Consider the following 14721-nt stretch of genomic DNA (forward strand, 5'->3'; position numbering starts at 1 on the left):
CGCGATCAACATTTGAAACCACATGACTGCTGACGTGAGAGACCAAGACCTGAGCCGCACCGAAGTAGCCGTCGAACCGCGCCGGTCGCGCACCAGTGGCATCGACCGCGTGCTGCAGATCCTGGACTGCCTGCAACGGCGGGGACGCCCGGCAACCGCCTATGAAATCGCGCGCGATATCGGCGCGCCGCTGTCGACCGTCTACGTCATCGTCGACGACATGGTCGAGAAGGAGCTTCTCGATCGCAAGGATGGCGGCCTGCTATGGCTCGGGCCGAGGCTTTATCAGTACGGGCTGACTTATGCCCGCACGCTCGATCTGCTCAATGTGGCGACGCAGGAAATGCACGAACTCGCCCAGGGATCGAAGGAAACCGTCCAGATATGCGGCCGCGACAGCGACTATATGGTCGTCTTGGCCATGGAGGAGGGCAAGGACCATTTCCAGGTGACGTCGCGCGTCGGCACGCGCACGCCGCTCAACTGGACAGCGTCGGGCCGGTTGCTGGTCGGTCACCTGCCCGAGGACGAGCGTCTCGCCATTTTCGCTCGTTCAGCGATCGCTTCACCAACAGGGCGTGCCGAAACGGACAAGGACGTGCTTTCTAGAGCCTCGGCAGCGGCGCTGACGGAGGGGCTAGCGATCCAGGCCGGCGAGTCGGATTTTTCGGTCGCCTGCATCGCGGCTCCGATCCGCGACAACCTTGGGGCGTGCCGGGCGACAATCTCGATTGTCGTACCGGATGTGAAACTTCGGCAAAAAGATCCGGATTTGACGTCGCTGGTCAGGCAAAGCGCCAGGCGTATCGAGGAGCGGCTGGGCTGGCGCCACGGAGCCCGGTAACGCTACATCCAGACATCGGCCGGCAGGCTTTTCATTTTAGCTGGCTTGCACTATCTCTTGCCCTTGCGCGGGGGCGTGTCTTGTCAACCGTAAAAGCATTCGTTACGCCCCGCTCATGACAGTTACCGTCCGTTTCGCACCGTCGCCGACCGGCCGCATCCACATCGGCAATGCGCGCACCGCTCTGTTCAACTGGCTTTTCGCCATGAACAACAAGGGCCGCTACATCCAGCGCTTCGACGATACCGACGTTGTCCGCTCGACACAGGAATTCGCCGATTCGATTCTCTACGACCTGCACTGGCTCGGCATTTTTCCCGATGTTACCGAATACCAGTCGCGTCGCTCTGAGATCTATGAGGCGGCGGTCGAGCGGCTGAAGGCGGCGCGCGTGCTTTACGCCTGCTACGAAACGCCGGAGGAACTCGACCTGCGCCGCAAGGTGCGCCGCACGCGCGGCCAGCCGCCGGTCTATGGCCGCGAGGCGCTGACGCTGACGCCGGAGCAGGTGGCCGAGTACGAATCGGACGGGCGCCGGCCGCATTGGCGCTTCCTGTTGCCGAACTTCACCAGCGACCCGCTGCAGCCGGAGCGGACCGAGGTGCACTGGAATGACCTGGTACGCGGCGAGGAGACCGTCGATCTCGCCTCGCTGTCGGACCCGGTCCTGCTGCGCGAGGACGGCACCTATCTCTACACGCTGCCGTCCGTGGTTGACGACATCGAGATGGGCGTCACCCATGTCATCCGCGGCGACGACCACGTCACCAACACCGGCGTGCAGATCGCCTTGTTCCAGGCGCTGGGCGCTGAACCGCCAGTCTTCGGACACCACAATCTCTTGACCACGGTGTCGGGCGAGGGGCTGTCAAAGCGCACCGGCGCGTTGTCGATCGAAAGCCTGCGCGGGGACGGCATCGAGCCGATGGCGGTCGCCTCGCTGGCGGTGCTCGTCGGCACGTCGGAAAACGTGACGGCAGCCCACGATCTCGGCGAACTCGCCGGGCATTTCGATCCGGCGGCGACGTCCAAGTCTGCCGCCAAGTTCGACCCGGACGAGCTCTTCGTGCTCAACCGGGCCCTCATGCATCACATGCCGTTCGAGGAAGCGCGCGACCGGCTGATCGTGCTCGGCATTTCCGGCGACAGGGCCGAGCCGTTCTGGCTGGCGGTGCGCGGCAATCTGGACCGGTTGTCGGATGCGGTTGCGTGGTGGCGAATCCTGAGCGACGGGCCGCAGGAGGCGGCGGAATTCTCCGGCGAGGACCGCGACTTCCTCCACCAGGCGTTCGACCTGTTGCCCGAGGAGCCATGGAACGGCACCGTCTGGAAAGACTGGACCGGCAAGATCAGGGAAGCGACCGGGCGCAAGGGCAAGCCGCTGTTCATGCCGCTGCGACTCGCTCTTACCGGGCGCTCTTCCGGGCCGGAGCTTGCAGATCTATTGCCGCTGATGGGTCGGGAAGGAACGCTGGCCCGACGACCCTGACCTTGCGCTGTTCCGGCGGTAGTGACGATACAGGCGATACCGGTGTCTTGGTGGTCAGGCGCTTGATCGCCTCGCGGTCGAGTCCTCCTTCGACATTGGCGAGGGTTTCGGGATCGGCGCCCGGATCGGGCTTTGAGGCCGGAACCGGGACGGACGGCGTCATCTCGCTGTCCGGCTGCGACTGTTCCGGATTGGGCGGATTGCCGCCAATGATCGTGAAATTCTCAGCCTGGGCGTTGCAGCCGCAGGCGGCTGGCCGCGAGAAATTGGCCTGCTTGTAGAGATAGGCGGTAGGCAGCTCGCTGTAGGGGCGGCCGGTCACCGACGAGGTCATCGTGCCGGAATCGTCCTCCATTCCACGCGAGTAGAAGACCTGCATCTCAGTGCCGGGGCAGCTCGATTCGCAATTCTTCTGATCGCGTTCGAAATCGCCGTAAGAGGCGGCGTTCGACATCGGGAAGAAATAGCCGTCGCAGGTGCGCACGCAAACCGTGTGGAACTCGCCGTTCATGCTCGGCAGGTCCATGCCGTCCGGCTGATTGATCACGCGGCGGATGTTGCGCACGCTGGGATCGTCCGGCGGAACATCGGGCGCTTCAGGCGTGTCGAGCCTCTCGGTCTCCTGGTCGCCGCGGCCGAAAAGCTGCTCGAACAGATTGCCATTGCCGTTGTCGCGGGCGGCCTCCTGAATGGGAGCGTGCCGCGGAGCGATCTCGTCGTCGCGGCAGCCATTCGCGTCGAGCGCCGCAAGGATGCGGCTGCGGTCGCGCCGCGTGCCGCCGCCAGCCAGGCGCTCGCGCTTCATCTGCAAGGTGTCGAGATTGGCGTTCATGCGCTCTATCGAGGCATTGATCGCCGCGCATTGGCTGACATTGCGCGAAAACAGCGTGAAGCCGCAATCGGCATCGCTTGCCCGGCTGCGTGCCTTCGCCAGTTGCTCGCGCTGGCGTGTGATCGCGTCGTCATATTTGCGGATCAGGCCTGGCCCGCCGCCGCCACCGCGAGCTGCGCCGAGCTCGGCTTCGAGCTGGCGGCACGTGCGGGAGGCTGCCTGCGGTTCGGTCACGGCTACAGCCGACCCCGCCAACGCTGCAAGCAGCGCTGCAAGGTGGGTCAGCTTCAACCCCGCGCCTTTCATTCGCCTGAAACCCCGATTGCCTGTGGCCGGAAAGCTACCGCGTTCGTGGTTAACTGTCCCCTAGTAAGGCAGGTCGGGCCACACCGATGCCAGCAAAAGCAGGACGATTCCAACAAATGCAACGTTCCAGACGAGCGAGCGGAGCAGGGGAACGCCGAATGCATAGAGCGGAAGATAGACCAGCCTGGCCGAAAAATAGAGTCCGGCTCCCCACTTGCTGAGCGCGGTCTCGTGGCCAACCGCGTGGACAAGAAAAACCGCCGCCACGAATACCGGAAATGTCTCGACGAAGTTTCGCAGTGCCCTTTCCAGCCGCCCCGCCGTTCCTGTGAGCGGAGGGACTTCGGCGTCTCGGGCGCTGGCCGTCCAGCGGTAACCGCGCTGGAAGCTCGCCGAATGGGAGGCGAGAACTATGTGAATGAAACAGAGCACGCAGCTTGCGGCGAGCATGGCTAGTTCGAAGCTCATTCAACCCTCGCACCTGCCCATTCGACTTTCGCCTGAATATCGAAAACGCGACAGTGTAGCCGCGATGGCCAACTTACGATGAAGCACCATCGGTTTTCGGCCGGAGTCGTCCTCAATCCAAATGGGCGATCGCCTGCGCCTTATGCGCCGCCTCGACAACGGCCAGCGCCGTCATGTTGACGACGCCGCGCGAAGTCACCGAAGGCGTCAGGATATGCGCGGGCTTGTCGGTGCCGAGCAGGATCGGACCGACATGCAGCGCGTCCATCATCGCGCGCAGCGCCGTCAGCGTGATGTTGGCCGAATCGAGGTTCGGAAACACCAGCAGATTGGCTTCGCCCTTCAACCGCGAATGCGGGTAGACGCGCTGGCGCAAATGTTCCGAGAGAGCGGAGTCGGCATGCATCTCGCCGTCGCACTGCAGGTCCGGCGCGATGCGCGCCAGGATCGACGCCGCCTGGCGCATCTTCAGCGCGCCGGGCGAATCGCGCGAGCCGAAATCCGAATGCGACAGAAGCGCCGCCTTAGGCTCGATGCCGAAACGCTGGATTTCCTCAGCCGCAAGCACCGTCATCTCGGCGATCTCCTCCGCCGTCGGATCGACCGAGACATGGGTATCGGTGAGGAAGATGATGCCGCGCTGCGAGATCAGCATCGACAACGTTGAGAGATCGCGGTCCTTGATGCCGGGACGCGGCCCGATGATCAGCGTGACATTGCGCAGATGCCGCTCGAAGCGGCCCTCGAGCCCGCAGATCATCGCATCCGCATCGCCCCGCTTCAGCGCGAGCGCCGCGATCACCGTATTGTTGGTGCGCACCATGGTGCGGGCGGCCTCCGTCGTTATACCGCGGCGGCCGGCAAGCTCGATCAGGAGGTCGACATAGTGCCGGTAGCGCGGGTCGTCTTCCGGGTTGATCAGGCCGAAATCGACGCCAGGCCGGATGCGCAGGCCGTAGCGCTTCAGCCGGACTTCCACGACATGCGGGCGGCCGATGAGGATCGGCTCAGCGATGCCTTCCTCCAGCACCACTTGCGCGGCGCGCAGCACGCGCTCGTCCTCGCCGTCGGCATAGATGACGCGCTTGGCGCTGGAGGCCTTGGCCGAGGAGAACACCGGCTTCATCACCAGGCCGGAACGGAAGACGAAGCGGTTGAGCTTGTCGATATAGGCAGAGAAGTCGGCGATCGGCCGCGTCGCCACACCGGTTTCGCAGGCTGCCTTCGCCACCGCCGGCGCGATGCGCAGGATAAGGCGCGGGTCGAAGGGCGAAGGGATCAGGAAATCCGGGCCGAACACCGGCGTCTCGCCGGAATAGGCGCGCGCCGCGACGTCCGAAGGCTCCTCGCGGGCAAGAGCCGCGATCGCCCTGACCGCCGCCATCTTCATCTCCTCGTTGATGGCGCTGGCGCCGCAGTCCAGCGCGCCGCGGAAGATATAAGGAAAACAGAGCACGTTATTGACTTGATTGGGAAAATCGGAACGCCCGGTGCAGATCATGGCGTCCGGGCGCGCCGCCCTCGCCACTTCCGGCATGATCTCAGGCGTCGGGTTGGCGAGCGCCAGGATCAGCGGTTTCGGCGCCATATGCTGCAGGAGGTCGGGCTTGAGCACGCCGGCGGCGGAGAGGCCGAGGAATACATCGGCGCCCGGGATGACATCGGCCAGCGTGCGCGCTTCCGTGTCCTTCACATAGGGGTCTTTCCAGCGGTCCATCTCCTCGGCGCGGCCCTTATAGGCAACGCCGAAGCGGTCGGTGACCCAGATGTTTTCCACCTTGGCGCCGAGCGAGACGAGCAAATTGAGGCAGGCGAGCGCCGCGGCACCGGCGCCGGAGGTGACGATCTTGATGTCGGCAATCCTCTTGCCGGAGAATTCCAGCCCGTTGAGCACCGCCGCCGCGACGATGATCGCCGTGCCATGCTGGTCGTCATGGAAGACCGGAATGCCCATGCGGGCCTTCAGCCGCTCCTCGACCTCGAAGCATTCCGGCGCCTTGATGTCCTCGAGGTTGATGCCGCCGAAGGTCGGCTCGAGCGCGGCCACCGTCTCGACCATGCGCTCGATCTCCGGCGCGTCGATCTCGATGTCGAAGACGTCGATGCCGGCGAACTTCTTGAACAGCACCGCCTTGCCTTCCATCACCGGCTTGGAGGCGAGCGGGCCGATATTGCCGAGGCCGAGCACCGCCGAGCCGTTGGAGACGACGCCGACGAGGTTGGCGCGCGCCGTGTAGTCGGCGGCGGTCGCCGGGTCGTCGCGAATCTCGAGGCAGGGCGCGGCGACGCCCGGCGAATAGGCAAGCGCGAGATCCCGCTGGTTGCCGAGCGGCTTGGTCGCCTGGATCTCGAGCTTCCCCGGGGTGGGATGCTTGTGGAAGAAGAGCGCGGCCTCGTCGAGGTCCGACCTGGCCGTTTTCTTGCTCTCGCCGTCCATCCTGCCCCTCCCTGTGCTTTCTGCTTTCGAGCCTTTTAGAGCAATTCCAGGAAAAGTGTGAAACGGTTTTCCGTCCGGAATTGCGTCAGGCAGATACATGCGGCGACGATTCTTCGCGACGCCAAATTTTGGCTGATGCGTTCACATTGCCGAAGCTGAAATAGCTAAGCTATTTCAGTCGGTTGGAGCGAAACTCTCTGGCTTTTTGCGGCAGCCGCCGACCAGCCCGGTCAAAACGCACTGACATAGAGCCCGCCGTCGACCGGAATGTTCTGTCCGGTAAGATAGCCTGCGTGGACCGAGCAGAGGAAGGAGCAGATCTGGCCGAATTCCTCCGGCGTGCCGAGACGTTTTGCGGGCACATCGGCGCTGATGCGGGTTTTCCGCGCGGCGGCGGCTGCCGGGTCTTCCGGCGTGCCGGCCTCATGCGGGCCGCGCAGCCGGTCGGTGTCGAGCTTGCCGGGCAAAAGGCTGTTGATGGTGACGTTTCGGTCGATCACCGTGCGCGCGACGCCGGCGAGGAACGAGGTCAGCCCGGCTCGGGCGCCCGACGACAGGTCGAGCCCGGGGATCGGCACATAGACCGACAGCGAGGTGATGTTGACGATCCGGCCGAAGCCGCGCTTCGCCATGCCGTCGATCACCGCCTGGATCAACTCGATCGGCGTCACCATGTTCTGCGTCACGCCTTCGAGGATCTTTGCGCGGTCGAGCTCGCGGAAATCGCGAAGCGGCGGGCCGCCATTGTTGTTGACCAGGATGTCGGGGTCTGGGCAGGCGGCAAGCATTGCCTTCTGCACCTCCGGCTTCGACACGTCGCCGGCGACTTCGATCACCTTGACGCCGAACTTTTCGCGGATTTCCTGCGCGGTCTTTGCCAGAAGCTCGGCGTTGCGGCCGTTGACGACAAGGTTGACGCCGGCTTCGGCGAGCGCGATCGCGCAGCCGCGCCCAAGTCCCTTGCTCGAGGCGCAGACGATGGCTTTCTTTCCGCGAATGCCGAGATCCATGGTGATTTCTCCTTTTTCGAGGGCGGCAAGCTAGCGCCTGGGCTGGACCAACCGCAACCGTCATACGGTTGTTGCATGAATCGAGGCATAGGCACGCGAAAGCAAAGGGTGAAATCGCGATGTCCGGTCCAGAGCCCCGTACTTTTCGCACGATGTTCATTTCCGACGTGCATCTCGGCTCGAAGGCGGCCAAGGCCGATTTCCTGATCGATTTCCTGCGCCATCACGACGCCGATACCATCTATCTGGTCGGCGACATCGTCGACGGCTGGCGCCTGCGGCGCAGCTGGCATTGGCCGCAGAGCCACAACGACGTCGTGCAGAAATTGCTGCGCAAGGCGCGCAAGGGCGCCTCGATCACCTACATCGCCGGCAACCACGACGAATTCGCCCGTCAGTTCCAGGGCGTGCATTTCGGCGGCATCGTCGTTGCCGACCGCGCCATTCACGAGACCGCCGACGGCAGGCGCTTGCTGGTCATCCATGGCGATCAGTTCGATACTGTCGTGCACAACCAGCGCTGGCTCGCTTATCTCGGCGACTACGCCTATGACGCGGCAATGCTGGTCAACCGGGTGGTGACCAAGCTGCGCCATCTGCTCGGGCTGCCTTACTGGTCGTTCTCGTCCTGGGCGAAGGTCAAGGTCAAGAAGGCGGTGAACTTCATCGGCTCGTTCCAGACGGTGCTCTCCGAGGAAGCGCGGCGCTCGCATGTCGACGGCGTCATCTGTGGCCACATCCACCATGCCGCGATCGAAAACTATGGCGATGTGCAGTACATCAACACCGGCGACTGGGTGGAGAGCTGCACGGCGGTGGTCGAGCATTTCGATGGCAGCATGGAAATCCTGACCTGGGCGCATGTGCTGCCCGGGGTTCCGGCAGGCAAGGATACGCTGGTGCCCGTCGATATCGTCGATCTCAAGGGCAGGGCGGCCCGGGCTGCCTGAGCGCCTCGCGCATCGATCTCAAGCGGCAACCGCGCTGCGATCGCGGCCATACTGGCGCGGTGAAGCACCCATCACGCGTTTGAAGGCAGTGCTGAAGGCGCTCTCGGATACGTAGCCGAGCGAGAGCGCAATGACCGAGGTGTGCTCGCTGGAATTGGCGAGCCTTTCGCCGGCGAGCAGCATGCGCCAGCGGGTCAGATATTCCATCGCCGAGGTTCCGACCATCTCCTTGAACTTCAGTGCGAAATTCGACCGCGACATGCCGGCGCGCTCCGCCAGTTCCTGCAGGGTCCAACGGTGCGCAGGATCCTCGTGCATGGCGCCGATCGCGGCGCCCATCTGCTTGTCGGCAAGGGCAAAAAGCCAGCCGACACCGCCATTCGGCCCTTCCGCCATGTGCAGGCGCAGCGCCTGGACCAGCATCATTTGCGAAAGGTGCTGCGCCACCAGGAAGCCGCCCGGCTGACCTTCGCTGAGCTCCTGCATCATCCGCTCCACCGACCAGCGGAGTGCGGATTTGTCCTCTTCCCGACGGATATGGATAATCGGCGGCATCATCTTGAGCAAGATGTCGGCGTGACGGCCGCTCAGCACGAAACGGCTGCCGACCAGGAAGACATCGCCGCCGCCATTGTAGGTGACGACGCCGCCGGCGCGGGCAGGGGGAAAGATGGTGTGCGCACCGACCGGTGTGAGGCTGATGTCGCTTGTCATACGGAACGGTCGCCCACCCGGCAGCAGGAAGCAGTCGCCCGCGGTTAGATGCACCGGCTCGGGCACGCCTTCCACGACCAGCCAGCATTGGCCCGAGACGACCGCGTAGCATTTGATGCCGATGTTGCGGGGGAACTCGATCGACCAGTCTCCGCCGGCATCGAAGCCGGCCGAGACGTTGCTCTGCGGTTTCAATAGCGACAGCACGTCAGATAGCGGGTCCATAGGCGGTCCTGGACGATTGCAAAGATAATTCGGACTTTGCCGCATAGATCGTCTTTCCTCAAGCGCTTATTTGAACGCGACGGGCCGCCAAGGCAGCGGCACCGGTCAAATCAAGCAAAGGAAACTGCAATGCGTGTCTTCGTCACCGGAGCCACCGGCTTTGTCGGCTCGGCCACCGTCCAGGAACTTCTCGGAGCCGGCCACCAGGTGCTCGGCCTTGCCCGTTCGGATGCCGGCGCCGATGCTCTCGCCGCCGCGGGAGCCGAGGTGCTCAGAGGAAATCTGGAGGATCTCGACAGCCTCCGGCGCGGCGCGGCGCGGGCGGATGGCGTTATCCACACCGGCTTCAACCACGACTTCTCGAGGTTCAAGGAGAATTGCGAGACCGACCGGCGCGCCATCGAGGCGATGGGCTTGGAGCTTGCCGGCTCCGACCGGCCGCTGATCGTCACCTCCGGCATCGGTCTGGTCCAGCCCGGCCGTCTCGCGACCGAGGACGTTCCGTCTGCGTCCAATCCATCGATCCCGCGTGTGTCGGAGCAGACGGCCTATGCCGCCGCCGAGAAGGGCGCGCGCGTGTCGATCATCCGCCTGCCGCCATCGGTCCATGGCGCCGGCGATCACGGCTTCGTCCCGATCCTGATCGGCATTGCCCGCGAGAAGGGCGCCTCGGTCTATACAGGCGAAGGCCTCAACCACTGGCCGGCCGTGCACCGGCTCGATGCTGCCAGGCTCTACAGGCTGGTGCTGGAGAAGGGCCGGGGCGGCGCCCGCTACCACGCCGTCGCCGAGGAGGGCGTGCCGTTTCGCGAGATCGCCGGCGTCATCGGCCGCAGGCTCGGCGTTCCGGTGGTGAGCAAGAGCCGGGAAGAATCCGCCGAACATTTCGGCTGGTTCGCGCATTTCGCCGCGATCGACAACGAGGCCTCGAGCGCCCTGACCCGGCAGGAACTGGGTTGGGAGCCGACCCAGGCCGGGCTGATCGAGGACGTCGACCAGCCGACCTATTTCCAGAACTGAGCGAGGAGCACGGCAAGCCCGGGGCGCAGGAGCGCCACGGGCCTGAGATTTCTTTGTCTTTCAACAGCTTTAGCTTGATCGATTGGTCCAGGCAGTTCCGCCGCGTCTTGCCGCATGATAGGGATCGAAACGCGTTGCAGGTCGTGGGATGCAGCGTAATTGGATCGATTCATGTCGCTGCCGCCGCTTTCGCCTGAGCAACTCGTCAAGCCGAGCCATTTCGAACTGCGCATGAGCCTGATCTTCGCGACATTGTTTGTGTCGCAGGGCACGCATCTGCCCTATTTTCCGCTCTGGCTGGAGGCGAAAGGTTTTCATGCCGAGCAGATCGCCGTCATCCTGGCCGCGCCGATGTTCCTGCGCGTTGTGACGACGCCGATGCTGACCGCGCTTGCCGACCGGGCGAAGGATCGCGCCAACGTCTATATCGCGCTTGTCGCGGCCACGATGATCATTTCGGCCGGCTATTTCCTGCCGGCCACCTATGTGGGCGTGCTGGCCGTCTCGCTGTTGCTCTCGATCCCTTGGACGCCGCATTCGCCGATGGCCGATTCGCTGGCGCTGTCGGGCGTGCGCCGATTCGGCTCGAACTACACAGCCATGCGCAAATGGGGTTCGATCTCCTATTTCTGCGCCAATATAGTGGGCGGCTTCATCCTGGCAGCCACCGGTCCTCAGGCCGTTCCGGTGATCATCTTCGTGGCCCTTGCGGCGGCCCTTGTCGCCGGGTTGTGGGCGCCGCGCATGGGCAAGCCTCGCAAGGCGTCGCCGCTGTCGGCGACCGATATCCAGCATTCGGCCCCGAGCCTTCTCAACGCCTATTTCCTCTATTTCACCCTCGGCGTCGGCATCATCACGGCCAGCCACGCTTTCCTCTACGGATTTGTGTCGATCTACTGGAAGTCGATCGGAATCGACGATTCCGTCGTCGGCCTGCTGTGGGCCTGGGGCGTGATCTCCGAAGTCTGCATGTTCCTGTTTTTCAACCGCATTTTCGCCTCTGTCTCGGTCGTCAGGGTCATGGTGATCGCCGGTATCGGCTCGATCGTGCGCTGGATCGCCTTTCCGCTGGTCTGGCCGCTCGGGCTGGGCGTCGCCGGCTTCTTCGGCGTCCAGACGCTGCATTCCGTATCGGTGGCTATGGTGCTGATCGGCCTGCAGAAGATGATCGGCGAAACGGTTTCCGAAGAGCGCACGGGTGCTGCGCAAGGCATTGCCTATTTCTTCAACGGTTTCTTCATGGCGGCGGTGACGCTCGCTTCCGGCCCGCTCTACGATCGTCTCGGCGTTGACGGGTTCCTGGCGATGATCCCGATCGCGATTGTCGGCCTCGTGCTGATCGGCCTTGCCGCCCGCTCAGCCCCACAGCGCCCGGTCGGGGGGTGACACCAGCGATCCCTGGTAGACCAGGCCGGGCTCACGGTCGCGCGCAAGCAGCAGCGGGCCGTCGAGATCGACGAAATCGGCGCCTTGCGCCAGCAGCACCGCCGGCGCCATGGCAAGCGACGTGCCGACCATGCAGCCGACCATGATGCCGAAACCCAGTTCGCGGGCGCGGTTGCGAAGGATCAGCGCTTCGGTCAGGCCGCCCGATTTGTCGAGCTTGATGTTGACGGCATCGTAGAGGCCGGCAAGCGCTTCGAGGTTCTTCGCCTCATGCACACTTTCGTCGGCGCAGACCGGCACCGGATGCGCGATCCGACGCAGGATGTCATCCTTGCCTGCCGGCAGCGGCTGCTCGACCAGCGCGATGCCGTACTCGGCAGCAAAGGCAAGGTTGGCTTCGACATTGTCGTCGGCCCATCCCTCATTGGCGTCGAGGATGATGCGGCTTTGCGGAGCGGCTTCGGTCACCGCACGTATCCTTGCCATGTCGTTGTCGCCGCCGATCTTGACCTTGAGCAACGGCCGCGAGGCGTTGGCGCGGGCCTGCGCCGCCATCGCCTCGGGCTCAGCGAGCGAAAGCGTGTAGGCGGTTTCCAGCGCCTTCGGCGAAACAGCGCCGATCGCGTCCGCCACCGGCCTGCCGCTGAGCTTGGCCTCGAGGTCCCACAAGGCGCAGTCGAGGGCATTGCGCGCCGCGCCGGCCGGCATGGCGGCGAGCAGGGCGGTGCGGTCGATGCCGCCGATGATCCGGCCGCGCATCGCCTCGATTGCGGCGTGCACGCCCTCCATCGTCTCGCCGTAGCGCTTGTAAGGGACGCATTCGCCGCGCCCGACGTGCCCGTTCTCGCCGATCGTCACCGTGATGACCTCGGCCTCGGTTTTCGATCCGCGCGAGATGGTGAAGGTGCCGGCGATCGGGAATCGCTCGGCCTCGACCGAAATGACACGCGCCATATTTTTCTTCTCCGGCTGTGCGACACCGGTCTGCCGGCAAATCGACACGCCAGTCCCGTCACGCTAAACAGGACGCCATGTTGACTATCCGCAAACGCGACGCAAGCGCCGCCGCCAAGGACAACCACCAGCCGCGCATCGCCGTCGGCGAGGAGTCCGGCGTGCTCGGCTGCGCTTTTTCCGGTGTCTGGACGACGCGGACCGTGGCATCGGTCGATGCCGAGATGCGCAAGATCGAGAAGCGCAGCGGCGCCAAGCAGCTGATGCTCGATCTTTCCCATATCGAGAAGATGGATACGGCCGGCGCCTGGCTGATCGACCGGCTGGCCAGCGCCTTCGAGAAGAAAGGCGTCGAGGTCCATGTGCAGGGGCAGAGCGAGATCGCCTCGATTCTGCTCGGCGCGGTCGGCGACGCGGTGCGGCGCGAGCCCGAATCGGGCCCGGCCGGGCCGCCCAACATCATCCTGCGCGCGCTGGAGCTGGTCGGCCGCCGCGTCTACGAGATGCGCGACGACTTTCTCGCCTCGATGAACATCCTCGGCGCCACCATCCGCGGCGCGCAGATGAAGCTCGGGCGCGGCCATGCCGTCAATCCGGCCGCGATCTTCAACCAGATCGACCGCATGGGCGTCGGCGCCATTCCCGTGGTGGTGCTGATGTCGGCGATCGTCGGCGCCATCGTCGCCCAGCAGGGCGCCTACCAGCTCAGCTATTTCGGCGCCGACATCTTCGTCGTCGATCTCGTCGGCGTGCTGATCCTGCGCGAGCTCGGCGTGCTGATGACGGCGATCATGCTTGCCGGCCGCTCGGGCAGCGCCATCACCGCCGAGATCGGCTCGATGAAGATGCGCGAGGAGGTCGATGCGCTGAAGGTGATCGGGCTCAACCCGATCGGCGTGCTGGTGTTCCCGCGGCTCGTCGCCCTGGTGATCGCGCTGCCATGTTTGACGATCATCGCCAATTTCGCCGCCCTTGGCGGCGGCATCGTCGCCGCCTGGCTCTATTCCGACATTCCGCCGGCGGCGTTCATCGACAGATTGCGTGTCGCCATCGACCTCAGCACCATCTTCGCCGGGCTGATCAAGGCGCCGTTCATGGCCATGATCATCGGCACCATTGCTTCCGTCGAAGGCATGAAGGTCGGCGGCAGCGCCGAATCGCTCGGCCGGCATGTGACCGCCTCGGTGGTGAAATCGATCTTCGTCGTCATCATCCTCGACGGGCTTTTCGCCATGTTCTACGCAGCGATCGAGTTCTGAAATGGCAATCGCGAACGGCAACGGAGCTCAGACGACGCAGAACGCGGATGAAAGCGAGATCGTGCTTTCGGTTCGGGACGTCACCGTCGCCATCGAAGACAAGCTGATCCTCGACAAGCTTTCGCTCGACATCAAGCGTGGCGAGATCCTGGGTTTCGTCGGCGCGTCCGGCGCCGGCAAGTCTGTGCTCTTGCGCACCATCCTCGGGCTGATGCCTAAGCAATCGGGAACCATCAAGCTGTTCGACGTCGACGTGGACAAGGCAAGCGAGGTCGAGCGCCTGCGCATCGACATGCGGCTTGGCGTTCTCTTCCAGCACGGAGCGCTGTTTTCGGCGCTGACGGTGCAGGAAAACGTGCAGGTGCCGATGCGCGAATATCTGGACCTGCCGAAGGCGCTGATGGACGAGCTCGCCATGCTGAAGGTCGAACTGGTCGGGCTGCCGCCCGATGCGGCGCAGAAATTCCCCTCCGAGCTTTCCGGCGGCATGATCAAGCGCGCGGCGCTGGCGCGCGCGCTGGCGCTCGATCCGGATATCGTCTTTCTCGACGAACCGACCTCGGGCCTCGATCCGATCAGCGCGGCCGAGTTCGACGAGCTGGTCGTCAAGCTGCGCGATACGATGGATTTGACGGTCTACATGGTCACGCACGACCTCGATACGCTGTTTACCGCCTGTGACCACGTGGCGGTGCTCGGCAAGAAGAGGGTGCTGGTCGAAGGCACGATCGACGATATGCTCAAGAGCGAGGAGCCGTGGGTAAAGTCCTATTTCCGCGGAAAACGCGCTCGGCAACTTGATCTTGCGGCGCGCGCATAGCCATAAG

General features: G+C 64.2%; 13 protein-coding genes. 7 read left to right on the top strand and 6 right to left on the bottom strand.

Annotation, left to right across the window (positions count from 1 at the left end):
- Positions 1-22: 22 nt before the first annotated feature.
- The gene (locus ABID26_RS25735; protein ID WP_435528610.1) at positions 23-844 is read left to right on the top strand and encodes an IclR family transcriptional regulator; all 822 of its coding nucleotides are present in this window, start codon (positions 23-25) and stop codon (positions 842-844) included.
- A 115-nt stretch (positions 845-959) separates the two neighbouring features.
- Positions 960-2333, top strand: a complete 1374-nt coding sequence (locus ABID26_RS25740) for a glutamate--tRNA ligase (RefSeq protein WP_292301739.1) — start codon at positions 960-962, stop codon at positions 2331-2333.
- Here ABID26_RS25740 and ABID26_RS25745 read toward each other — a convergent pair.
- The 4 genes from ABID26_RS25745 to ABID26_RS25760 form a co-directional block, all read right to left on the bottom strand.
- On the bottom strand, positions 2251-3471 hold the full coding sequence (locus ABID26_RS25745) for a DUF2865 domain-containing protein (protein WP_292301737.1): 1221 nt from the start codon (positions 3469-3471) through the stop codon (positions 2251-2253). The two genes, ABID26_RS25740 and ABID26_RS25745, sit on opposite strands and share 83 nt — an antisense overlap.
- Positions 3472-3531: 60 nt before the next feature.
- A complete protein-coding gene (locus ABID26_RS25750; protein ID WP_292301735.1) occupies positions 3532-3939 on the bottom strand; it encodes an MAPEG family protein in 408 nt (135 codons plus the stop codon).
- A gap of 112 nt (positions 3940-4051) precedes the next feature.
- Entirely contained in the window at positions 4052-6376 is a 2325-nt protein-coding gene (locus ABID26_RS25755; protein ID WP_292301733.1) for an NADP-dependent malic enzyme, read from the bottom strand.
- A 230-nt stretch (positions 6377-6606) separates the two neighbouring features.
- Positions 6607-7386 (bottom strand): SDR family oxidoreductase, encoded by a 780-nt coding sequence (locus ABID26_RS25760; protein WP_292373597.1) that lies wholly within the window; start codon positions 7384-7386, stop codon positions 6607-6609.
- A 119-nt stretch (positions 7387-7505) separates the two neighbouring features.
- On the opposite strand from ABID26_RS25760, the gene ABID26_RS25765 reads away from it, so the two are divergent.
- A complete protein-coding gene (locus tag ABID26_RS25765) occupies positions 7506-8336 on the top strand; it encodes a UDP-2,3-diacylglucosamine diphosphatase (RefSeq protein WP_292301730.1) in 831 nt (276 codons plus the stop codon).
- A gap of 18 nt (positions 8337-8354) precedes the next feature.
- On the opposite strand, the gene ABID26_RS25770 is transcribed toward ABID26_RS25765, so the two are convergent.
- Positions 8355-9275: an AraC family transcriptional regulator gene (locus tag ABID26_RS25770; protein ID WP_292373595.1), complete on the bottom strand. Its 921-nt coding sequence runs from the start codon at positions 9273-9275 to the stop codon at positions 8355-8357.
- Positions 9276-9404: 129 nt separating this feature from the next.
- On the opposite strand from ABID26_RS25770, the gene ABID26_RS25775 reads away from it, so the two are divergent.
- Together ABID26_RS25775 and ABID26_RS25780 are read left to right on the top strand one after the other, a co-directional pair.
- Entirely contained in the window at positions 9405-10295 is an 891-nt protein-coding gene (locus ABID26_RS25775; protein WP_292301726.1) for an SDR family oxidoreductase, read from the top strand.
- A 171-nt stretch (positions 10296-10466) separates the two neighbouring features.
- Positions 10467-11681 (top strand): MFS transporter, encoded by a 1215-nt coding sequence (locus ABID26_RS25780; RefSeq protein ID WP_292301724.1) that lies wholly within the window; start codon positions 10467-10469, stop codon positions 11679-11681.
- Here the strand turns inward: ABID26_RS25780 and dgcA are convergent.
- Entirely contained in the window at positions 11652-12635 is a 984-nt protein-coding gene (gene dgcA / locus ABID26_RS25785) for an N-acetyl-D-Glu racemase DgcA (RefSeq protein ID WP_292301722.1), read from the bottom strand. The two genes, ABID26_RS25780 and dgcA, sit on opposite strands and share 30 nt — an antisense overlap.
- A gap of 77 nt (positions 12636-12712) precedes the next feature.
- Between dgcA and ABID26_RS25790 the strand changes: the two genes are divergently transcribed.
- Together ABID26_RS25790 and ABID26_RS25795 are read left to right on the top strand one after the other, a co-directional pair.
- Positions 12713-13894 carry an ABC transporter permease gene (locus tag ABID26_RS25790; RefSeq protein WP_126100528.1) on the top strand — a complete coding sequence of 394 codons (1182 nt, stop codon included), beginning with the start codon at positions 12713-12715 and terminating at the stop codon, positions 13892-13894.
- A 1-nt stretch (position 13895) separates the two neighbouring features.
- Positions 13896-14714: an ABC transporter ATP-binding protein gene (locus ABID26_RS25795; protein WP_292301720.1), complete on the top strand. Its 819-nt coding sequence runs from the start codon at positions 13896-13898 to the stop codon at positions 14712-14714.
- Positions 14715-14721 lie beyond the last annotated feature (7 nt).

Source organism: Mesorhizobium shonense, from assembly GCF_040545255.1.
Taxonomy (GTDB): domain Bacteria; phylum Pseudomonadota; class Alphaproteobacteria; order Rhizobiales; family Rhizobiaceae; genus Mesorhizobium; species Mesorhizobium shonense.

Coding starts and splice junctions, on each gene's coding strand:
- ABID26_RS25735 (WP_435528610.1), top strand. CDS start 23: ATGACTGCTGACGTGAGAGACCAAGACCTGAGCCGCACCGAAGTAGCC.
- ABID26_RS25740 (WP_292301739.1), top strand. CDS start 960: ATGACAGTTACCGTCCGTTTCGCACCGTCGCCGACCGGCCGCATCCAC.
- ABID26_RS25745 (WP_292301737.1), bottom strand. CDS start 3,471: ATGAAAGGCGCGGGGTTGAAGCTGACCCACCTTGCAGCGCTGCTTGCA.
- ABID26_RS25750 (WP_292301735.1), bottom strand. CDS start 3,939: ATGAGCTTCGAACTAGCCATGCTCGCCGCAAGCTGCGTGCTCTGTTTC.
- ABID26_RS25755 (WP_292301733.1), bottom strand. CDS start 6,376: ATGGACGGCGAGAGCAAGAAAACGGCCAGGTCGGACCTCGACGAGGCC.
- ABID26_RS25760 (WP_292373597.1), bottom strand. CDS start 7,386: ATGGATCTCGGCATTCGCGGAAAGAAAGCCATCGTCTGCGCCTCGAGC.
- ABID26_RS25765 (WP_292301730.1), top strand. CDS start 7,506: ATGTCCGGTCCAGAGCCCCGTACTTTTCGCACGATGTTCATTTCCGAC.
- ABID26_RS25770 (WP_292373595.1), bottom strand. CDS start 9,275: ATGGACCCGCTATCTGACGTGCTGTCGCTATTGAAACCGCAGAGCAAC.
- ABID26_RS25775 (WP_292301726.1), top strand. CDS start 9,405: ATGCGTGTCTTCGTCACCGGAGCCACCGGCTTTGTCGGCTCGGCCACC.
- ABID26_RS25780 (WP_292301724.1), top strand. CDS start 10,467: ATGTCGCTGCCGCCGCTTTCGCCTGAGCAACTCGTCAAGCCGAGCCAT.
- dgcA (WP_292301722.1), bottom strand. CDS start 12,635: ATGGCGCGTGTCATTTCGGTCGAGGCCGAGCGATTCCCGATCGCCGGC.
- ABID26_RS25790 (WP_126100528.1), top strand. CDS start 12,713: ATGTTGACTATCCGCAAACGCGACGCAAGCGCCGCCGCCAAGGACAAC.
- ABID26_RS25795 (WP_292301720.1), top strand. CDS start 13,896: ATGGCAATCGCGAACGGCAACGGAGCTCAGACGACGCAGAACGCGGAT.